The organism is Isoptericola sp. b408, assembly GCF_030588085.1.
GTDB classification, from domain to species: domain Bacteria; phylum Actinomycetota; class Actinomycetes; order Actinomycetales; family Cellulomonadaceae; genus Isoptericola; species Isoptericola sediminis.
The window spans coordinates 1038965-1055932 of the sequence record NZ_JAUQYQ010000001.1 but is presented as its reverse complement, the minus strand read 5'-3'; the positions used below and the strand labels follow the sequence as shown (position 1 = coordinate 1055932).

At 71.3% G+C, this 16968-nt stretch carries 12 protein-coding genes; 3 read left to right on the top strand and 9 right to left on the bottom strand.

Going from position 1 to position 16968, the window contains the following annotated elements:
- Positions 1-35: 35 nt before the first annotated feature.
- Positions 36-617, bottom strand: coding sequence for a GNAT family N-acetyltransferase (locus tag Q6347_RS04955; protein ID WP_171245467.1), 582 nt, complete (start codon positions 615-617; stop codon positions 36-38).
- A gap of 28 nt (positions 618-645) precedes the next feature.
- On the opposite strand from Q6347_RS04955, the gene purU reads away from it, so the two are divergent.
- Positions 646-1545, top strand: coding sequence for a formyltetrahydrofolate deformylase (purU, locus tag Q6347_RS04950; protein ID WP_304606815.1), 900 nt, complete (start codon positions 646-648; stop codon positions 1543-1545).
- 124 nt (positions 1546-1669) lie between these two features.
- Here the strand turns inward: purU and Q6347_RS04945 are convergent, their stop codons facing one another.
- Complete coding sequence (locus Q6347_RS04945) at positions 1670-2551, bottom strand: VOC family protein (RefSeq protein WP_304606814.1); 882 nt, start codon at positions 2549-2551, stop codon at positions 1670-1672.
- Positions 2552-2589: 38 nt separating this feature from the next.
- Positions 2590-3207 carry an NADPH-dependent F420 reductase gene (locus Q6347_RS04940; protein WP_304606813.1) on the bottom strand — a complete coding sequence of 206 codons (618 nt, stop codon included), beginning with the start codon at positions 3205-3207 and terminating at the stop codon, positions 2590-2592.
- Between the two features lie 104 nt (positions 3208-3311).
- Here Q6347_RS04940 and Q6347_RS04935 point away from each other — a divergent pair, with 104 nt between their 5' ends.
- Positions 3312-3812: a MarR family winged helix-turn-helix transcriptional regulator gene (locus Q6347_RS04935; protein ID WP_304602450.1), complete on the top strand. Its 501-nt coding sequence runs from the start codon at positions 3312-3314 to the stop codon at positions 3810-3812.
- A gap of 13 nt (positions 3813-3825) precedes the next feature.
- On the opposite strand, the gene Q6347_RS04930 is transcribed toward Q6347_RS04935, so the two are convergent.
- The 5 genes from Q6347_RS04930 to chvE form a co-directional block, all read right to left on the bottom strand.
- The gene (locus Q6347_RS04930) at positions 3826-4572 is read right to left on the bottom strand and encodes an ATP-binding cassette domain-containing protein (protein ID WP_171245462.1); all 747 of its coding nucleotides are present in this window, start codon (positions 4570-4572) and stop codon (positions 3826-3828) included.
- Positions 4569-5753 carry an ROK family protein gene (locus Q6347_RS04925; RefSeq protein ID WP_369810811.1) on the bottom strand — a complete coding sequence of 395 codons (1185 nt, stop codon included), beginning with the start codon at positions 5751-5753 and terminating at the stop codon, positions 4569-4571. Before Q6347_RS04925 ends, Q6347_RS04930 begins: the two co-directional genes overlap by 4 nt.
- A 91-nt stretch (positions 5754-5844) precedes the next feature.
- Positions 5845-7023: a multiple monosaccharide ABC transporter permease gene (gene mmsB / locus Q6347_RS04920; protein ID WP_304602452.1), complete on the bottom strand. Its 1179-nt coding sequence runs from the start codon at positions 7021-7023 to the stop codon at positions 5845-5847.
- Positions 7020-8579, bottom strand: a complete 1560-nt coding sequence (gene mmsA, locus Q6347_RS04915; RefSeq protein WP_304606812.1) for a multiple monosaccharide ABC transporter ATP-binding protein — start codon at positions 8577-8579, stop codon at positions 7020-7022. The genes mmsB and mmsA overlap by 4 nt, the downstream gene beginning before the upstream one ends.
- Before the next feature lie 138 nt (positions 8580-8717).
- Positions 8718-9875, bottom strand: a complete 1158-nt coding sequence (gene chvE, locus Q6347_RS04910) for a multiple monosaccharide ABC transporter substrate-binding protein (protein WP_304602454.1) — start codon at positions 9873-9875, stop codon at positions 8718-8720.
- Positions 9876-10182: 307 nt separating this feature from the next.
- Between chvE and Q6347_RS04905 the strand changes: the two genes are divergently transcribed.
- Positions 10183-10986, top strand: coding sequence for an alpha/beta fold hydrolase (locus Q6347_RS04905; RefSeq protein ID WP_304606811.1), 804 nt, complete (start codon positions 10183-10185; stop codon positions 10984-10986).
- 91 nt (positions 10987-11077) lie between these two features.
- Here Q6347_RS04905 and pulA read toward each other — a convergent pair whose 3' ends face one another.
- The gene (gene pulA, locus Q6347_RS04900; RefSeq protein ID WP_304606810.1) at positions 11078-16921 is read right to left on the bottom strand and encodes a pullulanase-type alpha-1,6-glucosidase; all 5844 of its coding nucleotides are present in this window, start codon (positions 16919-16921) and stop codon (positions 11078-11080) included.
- Between the last annotated feature and the right edge of the window lie 47 nt (positions 16922-16968).

Genomic DNA, 16968 nt, shown 5'->3' with positions numbered 1-16968 from the left:
CGGCCGGCGCACCGTGCGCGCCGCCGCCGGACCGGTCACGGGCGGTCGGCGGGCGAACCGGCCGGACGCTCGCCGGCGTTACGCGCGTTCACCTCGTGCAGCACCCGGCGCAGGTAGGTGTAGGTGAGCTCACCCGCCGCCTCGTCGTACTGGGCCTCGTAACCGTGCTTGGTGTACATCGCCAGGTTCTGCTGCGAGTCCTTGCCGGTGAAGGCCCAGATCTCGGACACGTCATCGGGCAGGTGGTCGAGGATCGCGAAGAGGAGCGTCGTCCCCAGGCCACGGCCCTGCTGGTCGGGTGCGACCGCCAGCCGCCCCAGGGTGGCCCGGCCGTCCTGCAGCTCGACCCGGATCGAACCCACGAGACGCTCCCCGGTCCAGGCGCCGATCGTGACGACGTCGTCCCGCGCCATGTCCTCGCGCAGCTCGTGCAGGGTCTGCGTCAGCGGCGGGATGTTCGGGTCGCCGTAGACCTGGGCCTCGGAGACGAACGCCGCGCGGCGCAGCGTCAGCAGCTCGCCGGCGTGCGCGTCGTCGACGAGGGCGATGCGGGTCGGCGCCTCCGAACGGGCAGGCACCTCGTCGGGCCGGCCGGACGTGGCGGTGGTGTCGCTCATGGGTCCATCGTGGCAGAACTGGGCGACAATGGCGTGCGTGACCACGCAGCCGACCTCCGCACCTGCCGAGCCCCCCGCCGCACCGCCCACCGAGTGGGTGCTGACGCTGTCCTGCCCCGACCGGCCGGGCATCGTCCACGCCGTCAGCGGGATGCTCGCCCAGCACGACGGGAACATCACCGAGTCCCAGCAGTTCGGCGATCCGAGCTCCGGGCTGTTCTTCATGCGCGTCCAGGTCGAGTCCCACGCCTCGCGCGACGAGCTGGAGCCGGCCGTCGCGGACGTCGCGGACCGGTTCGGCATGACCTGGGCCCTGGACGTCGTCGGACGGCCGATGCGCACGCTGGTCATGGTGTCCAAGGCGGCGCACTGCCTGGTCGACCTCCTCTACCGCGAGCGCGACCAGGGGATGCCGATCGACGTCGTCGGCGTGGTGGGGAACCACCCCGACCTGGCGGACATCGCCGACTTCTACGGCAAGCCGTTCCACCACGTGCCGGTCACGTCCGCGACCAAGGCGGAGGCGGAGGACCGGTTGCGGTCCCTGGTGGACGAGCTGGACGTCGAGCTGGTCGTGCTCGCCCGGTACATGCAGATCCTGTCCGACGAGCTGTGCCGCGACCTCAACGGCCGCGTGATCAACATCCACCACTCGTTCCTGCCCTCGTTCAAGGGCGCCCGCCCCTACGCGCAGGCCCACGACCGCGGGGTCAAGCTCATCGGGGCGACGTCCCACTACGTCACCGGCGACCTCGACGAGGGGCCGATCATCGAGCAGGACGTCGAACGGGTCGACCACTCCCGGGCCGTCCGTCAGCTCGTGGCGCTGGGCGAGGACGTCGAGCGGCGCACGCTGGCCCGCGCGGTGCGGTGGCACGCCGAGCACCGCGTGCTCCTCAACGGTCACCGCACCGTCGTCTTCCACTGAGCCGGAGGTCAGGGAGCAGGGGGAAGCCCGGGGCACGGTCGCGTTCACGGTCGCTGCGCGACCTGCACTTCGCGATGGACGACCGCGCCCCGGGCTTCCCCCTGCTCCCCGCTCTCGCCGCCGATCAGCCGACCGACACCTCGACGAGCGTGTTCCAGGGGTCGTCGAAGCGCAGGGTCCGGCCGTCGTCGCGCACCGGCACCCGCGCGTGGCGCAGCCGGTCGCGCAGGGCGTCGACGTCGTCCTGGCCGGGGACGGTGAGCGCCACCTGCCCCAGGCCGAGCGACGCGGCCCGCGGCCCCGCCCCGGCGCTGTTCCAGGTGTTCACCGCCAGGTGGTGGTGGTACCCGCCCGCCGCGACGAACAGCGCGCCGGGCAGGTCCGCCATGACCTCGAAGCCGAGGGTGTCGACGTAGAACCGCTGTGCGGTGGGGATGTCGCCGACCTGCAGGTGGACGTGGCCCACCTGGGCTCCCTGTCCGGAGGCGCCGGCCAGCGCCGACTCGTCCAGGTGCTGCTGGAGCCAGGCCTGCGGGTCGAACCAGTCCGTCCCCATCGCGACCCGGCCCCCGGACCGCTGCCAGGTGTCCCGCGGCCGGTCCCAGTAGAGCTCGATGCCGTTGTCCTCGGGGTCGGTGAAGTAGAACGCCCGGGAGACCCGGTGGTCGGCGTTCCCCACGAACCGGGACAGCGGGTGCCGGGCGGCGTGCACCACGGCGGCGGCCAGCGCCTCCTCGGTGTCGAACAGGACGGCCGTGTGGAAGAGCCCGGCCTGGTGCCGTGACGTCGCCGGCAGTCCCGGCGTGTGCCGGAGCACGACGACGGGGGTCCGTCCCCGCCCAAGGACGACCCGGTCGGGTGCGCCGAGGTCCGGCAGCTCCGTGAGGGCGATCGCCTCGCGGTAGTAGGCGCTCATCGCGGCGAGGTCGCCGACGTGGAGCGTGACGGCTCCCATCGTGGTCTCGGCCGCGAGGAGGTCGTCGGTGCGCGGGGTCGCGGTGTTCATGGGTCGGCTCCTGGGCGGGGTGGACGGGGTGGGACGGGTCAGAGCAGCGCGAACCCGGTGGTCCACGCGGTCTTCTCGCCGGCGGCGAGGGTGAGCTGGAGGAAGCCCAGCGCCTCGAGCTCCCGGGCGCGCTGCAGCGACCCGGCGTCGACGACGCGGATGGCGGACCCGTCGAGGGCGGCGGCGAGGGCGGCCTTGGCGTCGGCGTCGTCACCGGCCACGAGGACGGTGGTGGGCACGTCGCCGACGGTGCCGGTGGCGAGGGTGGCGGCGAAGTTGGTGTTGAACGCCTTGAGCACCGAGGCGCCGGGGACGGCGGCGGCGAGCTCGGCGGCGGCGGACGAGTCCGCGGGCACGACGAGGGCGTCGAAGGTCTCGACGTCGAGCGGGTTGGTGATGTCGACGACGGTGCGCCCGGCGAGCTGGTCGCCGTAGGTGGCGACGACGTCGTCGAGGGCGGGGTACGGCAGGGCGAGCACGACGACGTCACCGGTGAGCGGCTTGCCGAACTCCGCGGCGTCCACGGCGGGGTCGACGGCCTCGGCGGCGGTGACCTCGCGGGCTACGACCTGGACCTCGGAGCCCGCGGCGAGGGCGAGGCCGGCGATCGCGGTGCCCATGTTCCCGGCGCCGATGATGCTGATGCTGCTGGTCATGAGTGTTCCTCCTCGGTGGGGGCGCCCGCCATTTGGTTGACGCTACAACCAAGGTAGGACGGTACAGTTGTCGTGTCAACCAATCAGGACGAGGAGACCTTCCCATGGACGAGGGCGAACCCCCGCGCTGGCTCGACGACGAGCAGATGCGCAGCTGGCTCCGCCTGCAGGCCGTCATCAGCCTGCTACCCGCGCTGCTCGACCAGCAGCTCCGCCGTGACGCCCACCTGACGCACTTCGAGTACCTGACGCTGGCGATGCTGTCCGAGGCCCCGGACCGGTCGCTGCGCATGAGCGACCTCGCCCGGCTCACCAGCGCCACGCTGCCGCGGCTCTCCCACGTCGCGCGCCGGCTCGAGGAGCGCGGCTACCTCACGCGCGGCCCCGCGCCCGACGACCGCCGCGCCACCGTCGCCCGGCTCACCGACGCCGGCTGGGAGAAGGTCGTGGCGAGCGCACCGGGGCACGCCCGCACGGTGCTGGAGAACGTCTACGACGACCTCGAACCCGCCGACGTGCGGTCGTTGACGCGGGTGCTGGACGCGATCCTCGCGCACGTCGACCCGCACGACACGTTCGGGCTCGCCGACCACGAACGCCGCTGAGGCGACCCGGGACTCAGGCCGCCCCGGTGATGGCGGCCAGGATCGACTCGTGCGAGGCGGTGGCGCGGAAGGACCCGTTGTTGCGCCCGTGGCGCAGCACCTCGATGCGGTCGGCGACCGCGCGGACGTCGTTGAGGTTGTGGCTGATGAGGATCACGCCCAGACCCAGGTCGCGCAGCCGCTGGATGTGCGTGAGCACCTCGCCGGTCTGGGCCACCGACAGCGCGGCCGTCGGCTCGTCGAGGACGACGATGCGCGGGTCGCCGATGAGCGTGCGCGCGATCGCCACCGCCTGGCGCTGACCGGCCGAGAGCTGGCGCAGCGTGGTCCGCACCGACGGGATGCGCACGGTGAGCCGCTCGAGCAGGCGCCGCGTCTCGACCTCCATCGCGCCGTCGTGCATCAGCCCGAACCGGTTGCGCTGCTCCCGCCCGAGGAACACGTTCGCCGTGACGTCGAGGTTCTCGCACACCGCCAGGTCCTGGAACACGCTGGCCACGCCGAGCTCGTTGGCCGCCGACGGCGAGGAGATCGTCACCGGCTTGCCGGCGATCTCGATCTGGCCGGCGTCCGGGGACAGCACCCCGGCCACGATCTGCGCCAGGGTCGACTTGCCGGCGCCGTTGTCCCCCACGAGCGCGACGACCTCGTGCGAGTGCACCTCGAGGTCGACGCCCACCAGCGCCTCGACGGCGCCGAAGTACTTGCTCACCTCGTGCAGGGCGAGCAGGGGTGTGCGGTGCGGTGCCGGCGGCCTCATCGTCCAGCCATCTCCTCGTCGGTACGGTCGGGGCGCTCGAACACGTCGGTGTGCTGGAGCGCGAGGGCGACGGCACCCACCAGCTCGGCACGCAGACCCAGCGCGGCGGGCACCACCTCGGGGCCGCCGGCCTGGTTGAGCACCGTGCGGCGTTCGAGCGCCGCACGCAAGGGTGCCAGAAACGTCTCGCCCGTCTCGGCGAGCTCCCCGCCGACGACGACGCCCTGGGGCCCGAGCCCCGTCGCGAGCGCGGCGATGACGGCGCCGACCCGCTCCCCGGCGTCGGCCACGATCTCCCGGCAGCCGGGGTCGTCGTCCCCGGCCAGCCGCACGACGTCGCGCAGGGAGAGGTTGCCGTGGCTGGTCTGCAGCGGTTCGAGCAGCGCGGGCAGCCCCACCACGGTGTTCAGGCAGCCGCGGCTGCCGCACAGGCAGATGCGTCCGGCCGGGTCGACCTGGACGTGGCCGATCTCCCCCGCCGTGCCGTCGACGCCGCGGTGCACCGTCCCGCCGATGACGATCCCGGCCCCGACGCCGTGGGAGACGCTGACGTAGACCATGTCCCGCCACGGGCGCCCGACGCCCATCGTCGACTCGGCGAGCGCCCCGAGGTTGGCGTCGTTGTCGACGAACACCGGGCGGGCCAGCCGCTTCTCCAGCACCTGGGCGATCTGCACGGAGTCCCAGCCGCGCAGCACGCCGCGGACGCTGATCATCCCGGTGGTGGGGTGCACGGGCGCGGGGACCCCGAGCCCGATGCCGAGCAGGTCGTCGAGGGTCGAGCCGACCCGCTCGAGCAGGTCCACGACGAGCAGCGCTGCCCGGTCGAGGCTGGTGTCGGACCGGTGGTCGGCCGGCAGCGGGAGCGTCTGCTCGGCGAGGACCTCGTGGGCGACGTCGGCGAGCGCCACCCGCATCGTGCGGTACCCGACGACGACGCCGGCCACCAGGCCGACGCGGTGCGAGAGCGTGACGAGCTGGGCCCGCCGCCCGGAGCGGACGGTGTTGCGGACCTCGACCACCTCGGAGGCGACGAGCTCCTTGACGATGGTCGAGACGGTGGCGGCGGACAGGCCGGTGGCACCGGCCAGCTCCACCTGGGTCAGGCTGCCGTACTTCTTGACGGCGTCGACCACGCGGGAGCGGTTGGCCTCCCGCAACGACGACTGCGTGCGCGCCATCGACTGCCGTCCCTTCACGACCTGGAGTGTAGAGGGGATGCCGACGGGCGGGTGGGACCTCCCACCCGCCCGTCGGCATCGAGCTCCGGACTCAGCGGGCGGCCGCGGCCCGCTTCTTGTTCCAGATGTCGAAGGCGACCGCCAGCAGCAGCACCAGGCCCTTGACGACCTGCTGCATCGACTGCGGCACACCCATGAGCTGCATGCCGTTGGACATGACCGCCATGATCAGACCACCGATCATGGCGCCGCCGACCCGGCCCACGCCGCCGGTCGTCGAGGCACCGCCGATGAAGCAGGCGGCGATCGCGTCGAGCTCGAACATGTTGCCGGCGCCCGGCTGGGCACCGTTCATGCGCGAGGAGTAGACGATGCCGGCGACCGAGGCCAGCACGCCCATGTTGACGAAGATCCAGAAGTTGATCTTCTTGACGGCGACGCCGGACAGCTCCGCGGCGTGCCGGTTGCCGCCGACGGCGTAGACGTGGCGGCCGAACACCGACTTCTGGGTGACCAGCGTGTAGGCGATGATCAGCACGGACAGGATGATCAGCACGACCGGCAGACCGCGCGAGGACGCGAGCTGGTAGCCGAACCACATGACGACCGCCGCGACGAGCACGAGCTTCAGCACGAACAGCGGCATGGACTCGACCGACTGCTGGTAGGCGATCTTGCCCTGACGGGTCCGCCACTGGGAGACGGCGAAGCCGACGACGGCGATGCCGAAGATCACCAGGGTGAAGACGTCGTACCCGTACCCGCCGAGCAACCCGTTGAGGAACCCGTTGGCGATGTCGTAGTAGGTGCCGCCGAACGGCGACAGCGAGGCGTTGTCGAGCACCAGGAAGGTCAGGCCGCGGAACAGCAGCATGCCCGCCAGGGTCACGATGAAGCCGGGGATGCCGACGTAGGCGACCCAGAAGCCCTGCCAGATGCCGACCATGAGGCCGACGATCAGCGCGGCGAGCACACCGGCCCACCAGGGCATCCCGTTGCGGACGACGACGACCGCCGAGACGGCTCCTGTCAGCGCGACCACCGACCCGACGGACAGGTCGATCTGGCCGGCGACGATGATCATCACCATCCCGATCGCGAGGATCAGGATGTAGGAGTACTGCAGGACGATGTTCGTCAGGTTCGTCGGGGACAGGAAGGCGGGGTGCAGGGCGGCGAACAGCGCGACGATCGCGACGAACGCGATGAGGATGCCGCTCTGGCGCATGTTCCGGGTCAGCGCGTCCCGGACCGAGGCGATGGCGTTCATGAGGTGAGTTCCTTCGTGGGCAGGGGCTGGTCGCGCTCGAGGGTCATGAGCTCCATGAGGCGTTCCTGCGTCGCCTCGGCGACGGGGAGCTCACCGGTGATGCGACCGAAGGCGAGGGTGTACACGCGGTCGCAGATGCCGAGCAGCTCGGGCAGCTCGGAGGAGATGACGACGACCGCCTTCCCCGCCGCGACCATCTTGTTGATGATCGTGTAGATCTCGTACTTCGCACCGACGTCGATGCCGCGGGTCGGCTCGTCGAGGATGAGGACGTCCGGGTCGGTGTAGAGCCACTTGGACAGCACGACCTTCTGCTGGTTGCCGCCCGAGAGCTTGCCGACCTCCGCCACGACGTTGGGGGTCTTGATGTTGAGCGAGTCGCGGTACTCCTCGGCGACCTTCAGCTCCTCGTTGCTGTTGACCCAGCCACCGGGGGCGAGCTTGGACAGGCCGGCGGCGGAGATGTTGTGCCGGATGTCGTCGATGAGGTTGAGACCGTACTGCTTGCGGTCCTCCGTGGCGTAGGCGATGTTGTGCCCGATCGCCTCCGCGACAGTCCGGACCTGGATCCGCTTGCCGTCCTTGTAGACGGAGCCGCGGATGTTGCGTCCCCAGGACCGGCCGAAGATGCTCATGGCCAGCTCGGTGCGGCCGGCGCCCATGAGCCCGGCGATCCCGACGACCTCGCCGGCGCGGACCGTGAACGAGGCATCGGTGATGACCCGGCGCCCGGCCTGGGTGGGGTGGTCGACGTTCCAGTCCTCGACCCGCAGCACCTCGTCGCCGATGTCCGGCGTGCGGTGCGGGTAGCGGTTCTCGATGTCGCGTCCCACCATGCCGCGGATGATCCGGTCCTGCGTGGACTCCGTCTCGGACATGTCGATCGTCTCGATCGTCTGCCCGTCGCGGATGATCGTCGTGCGGTCGGCGATCTCCTCGATCTCGTTGAGCTTGTGCGAGATGATGATGCAGGTGATGCCCTCGGCGCGCAGCGCGCGGAGGAGCTCGAGCAGGTGCTCGGAGTCCGTGTCGTTCAGGGCGGCGGTCGGCTCGTCGAGGATGAGCAGGCGCACCTCCTTCGAGAGCGCCTTGGCGATCTCGATGAGCTGCTGCTTGCCGACGCCGAGCTGGCCGATGGGCGTCGTCGGGTTCTCGTGCAGGCCGACGCGCTCGAGCAGGGCGGACGCCTGGTGGTTGGCCGCGTTCCAGTCGACCAGGCCGAAGCGTCCCCGGGTCTCGTTGCCGAGGAAGATGTTCTCGGCGACCGACAGGTACGGCACCAGGGCGAGCTCCTGGTGGATGATGACGATGCCCTCGCGCTCGGAGTCCGAGATGGACCCGAACTCGGCCGCGGACCCGTCGAAGACGATCTCGCCGTCGTAGGTGCCGTGCGGGTAGACGCCCGACAGCACCTTCATCAGCGTCGACTTGCCGGCACCGTTCTCACCGCAGATGGCGTGGATCTCGCCCTGCTCGACGGTGAGGGTGACGTCCGACAGCGCCTTGACGCCGGGAAACTCCTTGGTGATGGAGCGCATCTCCAGGATGGTGCTCATCTACGCTCTCGTCCCTCCTTGGGTGGGGGTACGACCGCGGCGGCTGGCCGGCGGCGGACCCGGGGCGGGCCGTCCGTCGTGGCGGGGTGGCGCACGACGGACGGCCCGGCCGTGATGAGGTGGGTCAGACCCGCGGGATCACTCCGCGGTCTGGCCGGACTCGACCTCGTCCATCGTGTAGTAGCCGGAGTCCACGAGGACCGGCTCGATGTCCTCGGCGAAGACGGTCTCGACCTCGAGGAGGTACGACGGGACGACCTTCACGCCGTTGTCGTAGGTCTCGGTGTCGTTCGCCTCGGGCTCCTCGCCCTCGACGAAGGACTGGGTCGCGGCCACGGCCTGGTCGGCAAGCTTGCGGGTGTCCTTGAAGATCGTCGAGGACTGGACGCCGTCGTTGATCAGGTTGACGTTGGCGATCTCGGCGTCCTGACCGGTGACGATCGGCAGGCCCTCCTCGATCGTCGGGCCCATGCCCGAGCCCTGCAGGGCGTTGATGATGCCGCGCGAGAGCACGTCCGCCGGGGCGAGCACGCCGTCCAGCTTCTTGTCGTTGCCGGTGTAGGTGGAGGTCAGCAGGTCCTCCATGCGGCTCTGGGCGGTCTCGAGCTCCCAACGCTGCGTGCTGACCTGGCCGAAGTCGGTCTGGCCGGACGGGACCTCGACGACGCCCTCGTCCATCAGCGGCTGCAGGACCGACATCGCACCGTCGAAGAAGAAGTGCGAGTTGTTGTCGTCGGGCGAACCGGCGAAGAGCTCGATGTTGTACGGGCCCTCCTCACCGGTCGGCTCGCCGTTCTCGTCCAGGTAGCCGAGGCCGCGCAGCAGGGCGTTGGCCTGGGCGACGCCGACCGCGAAGTTGTCGAACGTGGTGTAGAAGTCCACGTTCTCGCTGTCGCGGATGAGGCGGTCGTAGGCGATGACCGGGATGTTCGCGGCCGCGGCGGCCTCGAGCTGGCTGGTCAGGGCCGTGCCGTCGATCGAGGCGATGATGAGGACGTCGACGCCCTCGGTGATCATCGAGTCGATCTGCTGGGTCTGGGTGGGGATGTCGTCGTTCGCGAACTGCAGGTCGACGTCGTACCCGAGCTCCTCGAGCCCGGCCTCGACGTTGCCGCCGTCCTGGATCCAGCGCTCGTAGGTCTGCGTCGGCATCGCGACGCCGACCTTGACGTTCTCGTCGCCGTCGCCCGCGGCACCGTCCGTGCCGGAGCCCGCGCCCTCGCCACCGCAGGCGGCCAGGGAGAGCGTCAGCGCCGCACCCGCGGCCACCGCGCCCATCTTGTTGCCGAGTCGCATCCTCGCGCTCCTTCTCGTCGTCGAGGGTCCCGCCGGCGGCGACCTTCACCGCCGGTGCCCACCGAGGGCCGGACCAAGGCCGCCGTCATGACGACCGAGGAACACTCTGCTGAGTTCGGGACTCGAAGTCAACGCTCTGAACGGACAAGATCATCACGATCCGGTTACAGGTGAACGTTAACAAGCATCTCTCGGGGCCCGAATTGACCGAAAGAGGAACTTCCTGCGTTTGACTCTCGAACCTATGCGCACCTCGGTCGCCGAGACCGGGGAGCGCAGCAGGCCCCCACGATGCCATGCTCGGAGCATGGACGCGGTCACCGTCTCGGGCCGGCGGATCACCTACCGACGGACGGGCCGAGGCGATCCCCTGGTGCTGCTCCACGGCGGCTTCGGGTTCGACAGCCGGGCGTGGGAGCCGCAGCTCGACGCGCTCGCCGACCAGTTCGACGTCGTCGCCTGGGACGCCCCGGGCGCCGGCGGCTCCGACGACCCGCCGGAGGACTTCACGCTCGACGACTACGCCGACACCCTCGCGGGGTTCGTCGCCGCCCTCGGCCTCGACCGGCCGCACGTCCTGGGGCTCTCGTTCGGCGGCGGGGTGGCGCTCGCCCTGGCGACCCGGCACCCGAAGCTTCCCCGAAGCCTCGTCCTCTGCGGCGCCTACGCCGGCTGGGCCGGGTCGCTCCGGCCGGACGAGGTCGGCCGCCGGCTCCGGCGCGCTGCCGACGACGTCACCCGCGACCCGGACGAGTGGCTGCCGGAGTACCTGCCCGGCCTGCTGACCCCGTCGGCACCGGCCTCTCTGCGGGCGCGGACGCTCGACCTGATGTCCGGCGTCCACCCGCGCGCGAGCCTGACCATGCTCCATGCCATGGCGGCCGCGGACCTGCGCGACGCCCTCGGCGACCTCCGCGTGCCCACGCTCGTGCTGCACGGCGAGCTCGACGTCCGTGCCCCGCTGCCGGTCGCTGCGGCCCTCCACGAGGCGATCCCGGGCTCCCGGCTCGTCGTGCTGCCCGGCGTCGGGCACCTGAGCAACGTCGAGACCCCCGACGCCTTCACCCGGGAGGTGCGGACCTTCTTGGCGGACGCGGGCTCACCGGCGTGAGGACGAGGCGAGGAACGGCGCAGACATGCGCAGGCCGGGAGGCCGACCCTGAGCTCCGCCTCCCGGCCTGCACGTTGCTGTGGACCCCCTGTCAGCCCTGGGGCTCGACCAGCACCGCGACGGTCCGCGCCGGCACCGTCACGCTCCCGGCGTCACCGTCCCAGGAGGTCTCCTGGACGACGGGGTCGACGCCGCCGGCCTGCACCGGCGAGAGCTCGAAGCCCCGTCCGGCGAGGTCGGGCAGGTCGATCGTCGCCGCCTCGGGCGAGGCGTTGAAGACCACGAGTGCCCCGTCGAGCGCCGGGTCGACGTCGGTACCGACCGTGTCGTCGATCGCCATGACGATGACGCCCGGAACGGCGTCCGGACCCGAGCCGGGGAAGGAGACCTTCTCCTGGATGAGCTCGGCCGACCCCAGCCGGAACAGCCCGGTCGACGAGCGCAGCTCCAGCAGCTCCCGCGCCTGCGCGGAGGCCGTGGCGATGTGGTCCGGCGTCGGCTTGAGCGCCGGGTCGGCCAGCAGCGGCGCCATGAGCGGCCACTTCTCCTCGTTGTCCGCGGCCATCGGCAGACCGCGGGCGAACCCGTTGTCCTGACCGGACCAGTCGATGGCGTTGAACCAGTCGCCGGAGTCGTAGGAGTTGCGGTCCAGCGACTTCGAGCGGAGCAGGTCCGTGCCCGCGTGCCAGAACGACGGCGTCTGGGCCAGTGCCGCCGTGCCGAGCGACACGGTGTTCATCCGGACGCGGTCGTCCATCGACGTCGCCTGCGGCAGCTTGAGCGTGAGCAGGTCGAACAGCGTCTCGTTGTCGTGGGCGTCGACGTAGGTCACGACCTCCTCCGGGGACTCGGCGTACCCGGCCGGGGAGCCGCGGTAGTCGAGGTCCTCGCCCCGGGTCATCTCGCCGTCCGAGGTGAGGAACGTGTAGTCCCGCAGGTTGCCGGCCAGACCCAGGCGGACCAGGTCCGTCTGGTGGGCGAGGTCGGCCGCCTCGTCGTCCCCGCCGTCGTTGACCGTGTCGGCTTCGCCCGTGCGGGCCTCGCGCCCGTTCGGGTCGGTGAACAGCCCGGTGCCGAAGCCCTGGGTGAACGTCGACGGACCGTCGACGGGCGACCCGCCGTGCACGGCGTCGCGGAGCCGGTCGCTGAACGTCCCGATCCCCGTGCCGCCGAGCTGGCCCTGCGTGGCCTGCGTGAACAGGGCGTTGTTGGCCACCTCGCCGAAGTTCCAGCCCTCGCCGTACAGGTAGACCGCCGAACCGTCCACGCCGTCCTCGTCGACCGTCAGCGCGTCGAGCGCCTCGCGGACGGCGAGCATGTTGTCGCGCGAGTGGTGACCCATGAGGTCGAACCGGAACCCGTCGACCTTGTAGTCGCGGGCCCAGGTGACCACGGAGTCGACCATGAGCTGCTCGGCCATCGCGTGCTCGGTGGCGACGTTCTGGCAGCAGGTGCTGGTCTCGACGGCGCCGGTGGTCGGGTTCAGCCGGTGGTAGTAGCCCGGCACGACCTTGTCCAGCACCGACTTCTCGGCCTGACCGCTCTGGGCGGTGTGGTTGAACACCTGGTCGAGGACCACCTGGAGCCCGGCCTCGTGCAGCGAGCCCACCATCGTGCGGAACTCGGCCACGCGGGCCCCGCCCTCGCGGTCGACGGCGTACGAGCCCTCCGGCGTCGTGAAGTGGTACGGGTCGTAGCCCCAGTTGAAGGCGTCCTGACCCTGCACCTCCGCGACGGCGGCCTGCTGCTTGGTGGAGTCCGGGGCGAAACCGGACAGGTCGCCGGTGGTCTCCTGGTCAGCCGGGTCCTCGGTGATCGAGGCGATGTCGAACGTCGGCAGCAGGTGCACCGTCGTCATGCCGGCCTCGGCCAGCTCACGCAGGTGCGTCATGCCGTTCGAGTCCGACTCGGCGAAGGCCAGGTAGGAGCCCCGCACCTTCTCCGGGACCGTGGAGTCCTCGACCGAGAAGTCCCGCACGTGCAGCTCGTAGATCGTCTGGTCGACGGGCCGCTCCACGACGGGCTGGGCGCTGGTGCGCCAGACCTTCGGTGCGAACTGCTTGTCGTCCAGCGACACGACCACCGAGTGCGTCGAGTCGGTGGTCAGCGCCACCGAGTACGGGTCGGTGACGACGTTCGTCTCCACCTGCCCGGCGCTGGGGACGTACACCTCGACGGCGAACTGGTAGCGCGCGCCGTACCAGGGGTACTCCTTGTCCTCGGCCTTGCCGTCCAGCGTCCACGAGCCGTCCGCGGTGCGGGCGGTGTCGAAGCGGTCGGGCTCCTCACCCAGGTCGCGACCCGCGGGCCAGACCAGCAGGTCGACGTCCTTCGCCGTCGGCGCCCAGAGCCCGAACAGGGCCCACTTGAGGTTCGGGTGCACCGTGACGCCGAACGGCCGGCTCGCCGCCTCCTTGGCGTACAGGTCGTCCAGCACGCCCGGCACCTGCACGCCGGTGGCGGCCGTGAGGGTGTCGCCGTCGGTGCGGGTCACCAGGAGCTGGCCGGTGAGCAGGTCCTCGACCGTCGCGCGGTCCAGGGCCTCGCCGTCCGACGTCGGCACCAGCGCCGTGTGGTCGGCCAGCGCCGGGAAGTCCTCGGCCACGCCGTCCGGCAGGTCGCCGGGCTCGAGCGTGTAGGAGGCCGCACCCTCGGGCAGCTCGCCGCCGTCGGGTCCGGTCACGGTGGTGCCGCCGTCGTCGCCACCGTCGGGCATGGTGGCCTCGAGGCCGCCCTCGGGGGCGGTCCACAGGGTCCAGGTGTCGCCGGTCCCGAGGTCGCCCGGGGCCAGCAGGAGGTCCTCGCGCACCCAGTGCGCGGCCTGCTGCCCGCTGCCCGCCAGCGGCGGGTTCTCGGTCCCGATGGTGAGCAGGTGCGTCGCGATGTCGTAGGAGAACGTCACGGTGTCACTCTCCCCCACGGAGAAGGAGTAGTTCGCGCCGTTGCGCGCCCCGTCCACGCCGTAGTTCTCGTCCCAGCTCATGCCGTGGGCCACCTTGACCTCGTAGGCACCGCCCGGCAGGGCGTCGGTGGACCAGGTGTAGACGCCGTCGCCATCCGGGTCCTTGGCCCAGGTCGCGAGGCACTCGGGCTGCCAGTCGCCGGGGCAGCCGGCCTCGTCCTGGTAGGAGCCGGGCAGCGTGACGATCGGGCCCTGGGCGGTCGAGGAGAAGTCCTTGCCCACCGGGTCCCAGTAGAAGGTGATCTCGCCGCCGTCGTGGCTGTACGTGGCGTTGGCGCCGTTCTGCTCGCCCCCGGCACCGTAGTTGAGGTCCCACGACCCGTTGATCGCGACCTTGTACTCGTAGTCGCCGGCCGGCAGGTCGAACGTGCCCTCGAACACGCCGTCGGCGCGCTCGGTGAGGCGGGCGTTCTCGCAGTCCGGCGTCCAGTCCCCGGCGCAGCCCATCTCGCTGTTGTGGTTGCCGGGCACCGTCACCATGTCGATGTCGCTCGGAGGCTCCTCCTCGCCGGCGGTACCGGAGACGTCGACCCCCACGGAGGCGAACGTCGAGGCCGCGGCACGGTCGCCGTCGGCGTCGACGGTCACCGCGCGGTACTCGACCAGGGTGCCCTCGGGCAGCCCGGCCGTGGTGTGGAAGACCCGCGGGGTCGTGTCCTCGGCGGTGCCGAGCGGCTGCCAGTCGGTGGTACCGACCTCGCGCCACGCGAAGGAGGTCTCCGCCCAGGCGTCGTCGATCGCGGCCCGCACCGGGGCGTCACCGGACACGGCGGCGCCGGCGGCCGGGACCTCGAGGGTGATGTCGCCCGAGGTGTCCGCACCGACCGTACGGTCGGCGACGAGCACGACGGCGGAGGTCGCCGGGACCGTCACCGTGACCTCGCCGGAGGCGTCGGCCGTGACCTCACCGGTGTCCCCGTACAGCGCGCTGTACGTGGCACCCGGGGTGAGGGTGGCGAAGGTGGCCGTGCGCTCCTCGGAGGCGTTGTTCAGCGCCACGAGGTGCTCGACCTTCTCGTCCCGGTCGACGCGGCTGACGGCGTAGATCCCGGCGCCGTCGGCGACGTGACGCTCGATCTGCGCACCCTGCCCCAGCGCCGGCGTGCCGCCGCGCAGCGCCGACAGGTCGGCGATGAGCGAGTACAGCGGGGCGTCGGTGTCGTACCGGTCCTGGCTGCCGGCGGTCTCGCCGGTGACCAGCTCCTGGTCGGCGTAGGAGTCCACCTGGGTGGCGAACAGCGTCTGGCGGGCGTCCTTGTCACCGCCGGTGCCGGCGAAGCCCTGCTCGTCGCCGTAGTAGACGACGGGCTGGCCCCGCGTGAGGTACATCAGCTCGTGGGCGAGCTCGTCACGTGCCAGCGGGTCGTCGGTGCTGTTCAGCATGTAGCCGACGCGGCCCATGTCGTGGTTGCCGAGGAAGGTCGGCAGCGCGGCCGCGGAGGTGTCCGGCGTCGTGTAGCGGTCGTCACCGGCGAACATCCCGGCGAGTCCCTTCGCGCTGTTGCCGCTGGCGTAGCTGGTGGCCGAGGCCTGGAAGGCGAAGTCGAGCACGGAGCTCATGTCGGTCTCGCGCACGTACGGCGAGAGCAGCTTCGGGTCGGCGTCGTACACCTCGCCGAACATGAAGAACTCGTCCTTGCCGGCGGCGTGGGCGTAGTCGAGGACCTCGGTGGTCCAGGTGTCCCAGAACTCGCGGTTGACGTGCTTGACGGTGTCGATGCGGAACCCGTCGATGCCGAGGTCGACCCAGTCCTGGTACACCTCGACGAACCCGTTCACCACGGTCGGGTGCTCGGTCATGAGGTCGTCCAGGCCGGCGAAGTCGCCGTAGGTGACGGACTCCCCGCTCCAGGTCGAGTTGCCGCGGTTGTGGTAGAGCGTCGAGTCGTTGAGCCAGGCCGGCACCTTGACCTCGGCGTCGGCGTCGGCGACCACCGGGGTGTAGGGGAACGACGTCGCGGCGTCGAGCTCGGGGAAGTCGCCCGTGCCGGCGTAGTCGGCCGGGTCGAAGGTGTTCCCCGCGGCGTCGGTGTACGGCGAGGTGGCCTGGTCGATGTAGGAGTACTCGCCCTCGGCGTAGTCGACGACGTCGGCCGTGTGGTTGGTGATGATGTCGAAGTACACCTTGATGCCACGGGAGTGGGCGTCGGCGATGAGCGCCTCGAGCTCCGCGTTGGTGCCCAGGTGCGGGTCGATCTGGGTGAAGTCGGTGATCCAGTACCCGTGGTACCCGGCGCTGACGTCGTCGCCGCTGCCCTGGACGGGGCGGTTCTTGAACGACGGCGTGAGCCAGATGGCGGTGGTGCCGAGCCCCTCGACGTAGTCGAGGTTGTCGTGCAGGCCGGCCAGGTCGCCGCCCTGGTAGAAGCCCTTGTTCGTCGGGTCGAACCCGGACACCAGCGGGTCGTCGCCGAGCCCGGCGGTGTCGTTGGAGGTGTCGCCGTTGGCGAACCGGTCGGTCATGACGAAGTAGAACTGCTCGTCGCCGCCGGCCTGCCGCGCGGGCGCCGCGACGACCGCGTCGTCGGTGGCGGCGTCGTACTCGCCCGCGAGGCCGAGCGGGGTCAGCGCGGTCAGGTTCGTGGCGTCGTCGTAGGTGACGCGCAGGCGGGTGTCGCCGCCGAGCACGAGGGGGGCGTTGTCACCGCCGCCGTCGCGCCCGTAGGCCTCGTCCCAGGAGTCGTCGATCGCGACCTTGTACTCGTAGGTGCCGGCGGGGACGTCGAACTCGGCCGCATAGGTGCCGTCGCCGACGAGCGCGAGCTCGGTGGCGTCGCACGCCGGGTCCCAGTCGCCGCCGCAGCCCAGCTCGGACTGCAGGTCACCGACGAGAGCGACGGACCGGTCGGCGGCGCTGGCCGCGGGAACACCCGCGAGCGCCAGCCCGCCGGCCACGGCGGGGACGGCCACGGCGAGCGCCGCCAGCGTGGCGACGGCGCGTCGTGGCGCTGGTGGGCGGGGGGCACGGGCCATGGAGGACTCCTTCGTCGACCGGGCGCGTCGATCGCGACCTGCGGAGG

Coding starts and splice junctions, on each gene's coding strand:
- Q6347_RS04955 (WP_171245467.1), bottom strand. CDS start 617: ATGAGCGACACCACCGCCACGTCCGGCCGGCCCGACGAGGTGCCTGCC.
- purU (WP_304606815.1), top strand. CDS start 646: ATGGCGTGCGTGACCACGCAGCCGACCTCCGCACCTGCCGAGCCCCCC.
- Q6347_RS04945 (WP_304606814.1), bottom strand. CDS start 2,551: ATGAACACCGCGACCCCGCGCACCGACGACCTCCTCGCGGCCGAGACC.
- Q6347_RS04940 (WP_304606813.1), bottom strand. CDS start 3,207: ATGACCAGCAGCATCAGCATCATCGGCGCCGGGAACATGGGCACCGCG.
- Q6347_RS04935 (WP_304602450.1), top strand. CDS start 3,312: ATGGACGAGGGCGAACCCCCGCGCTGGCTCGACGACGAGCAGATGCGC.
- Q6347_RS04930 (WP_171245462.1), bottom strand. CDS start 4,572: ATGAGGCCGCCGGCACCGCACCGCACACCCCTGCTCGCCCTGCACGAG.
- Q6347_RS04925 (WP_369810811.1), bottom strand. CDS start 5,753: ATGGCGCGCACGCAGTCGTCGTTGCGGGAGGCCAACCGCTCCCGCGTG.
- mmsB (WP_304602452.1), bottom strand. CDS start 7,023: ATGAACGCCATCGCCTCGGTCCGGGACGCGCTGACCCGGAACATGCGC.
- mmsA (WP_304606812.1), bottom strand. CDS start 8,579: ATGAGCACCATCCTGGAGATGCGCTCCATCACCAAGGAGTTTCCCGGC.
- chvE (WP_304602454.1), bottom strand. CDS start 9,875: ATGCGACTCGGCAACAAGATGGGCGCGGTGGCCGCGGGTGCGGCGCTG.
- Q6347_RS04905 (WP_304606811.1), top strand. CDS start 10,183: ATGGACGCGGTCACCGTCTCGGGCCGGCGGATCACCTACCGACGGACG.
- pulA (WP_304606810.1), bottom strand. CDS start 16,921: ATGGCCCGTGCCCCCCGCCCACCAGCGCCACGACGCGCCGTCGCCACG.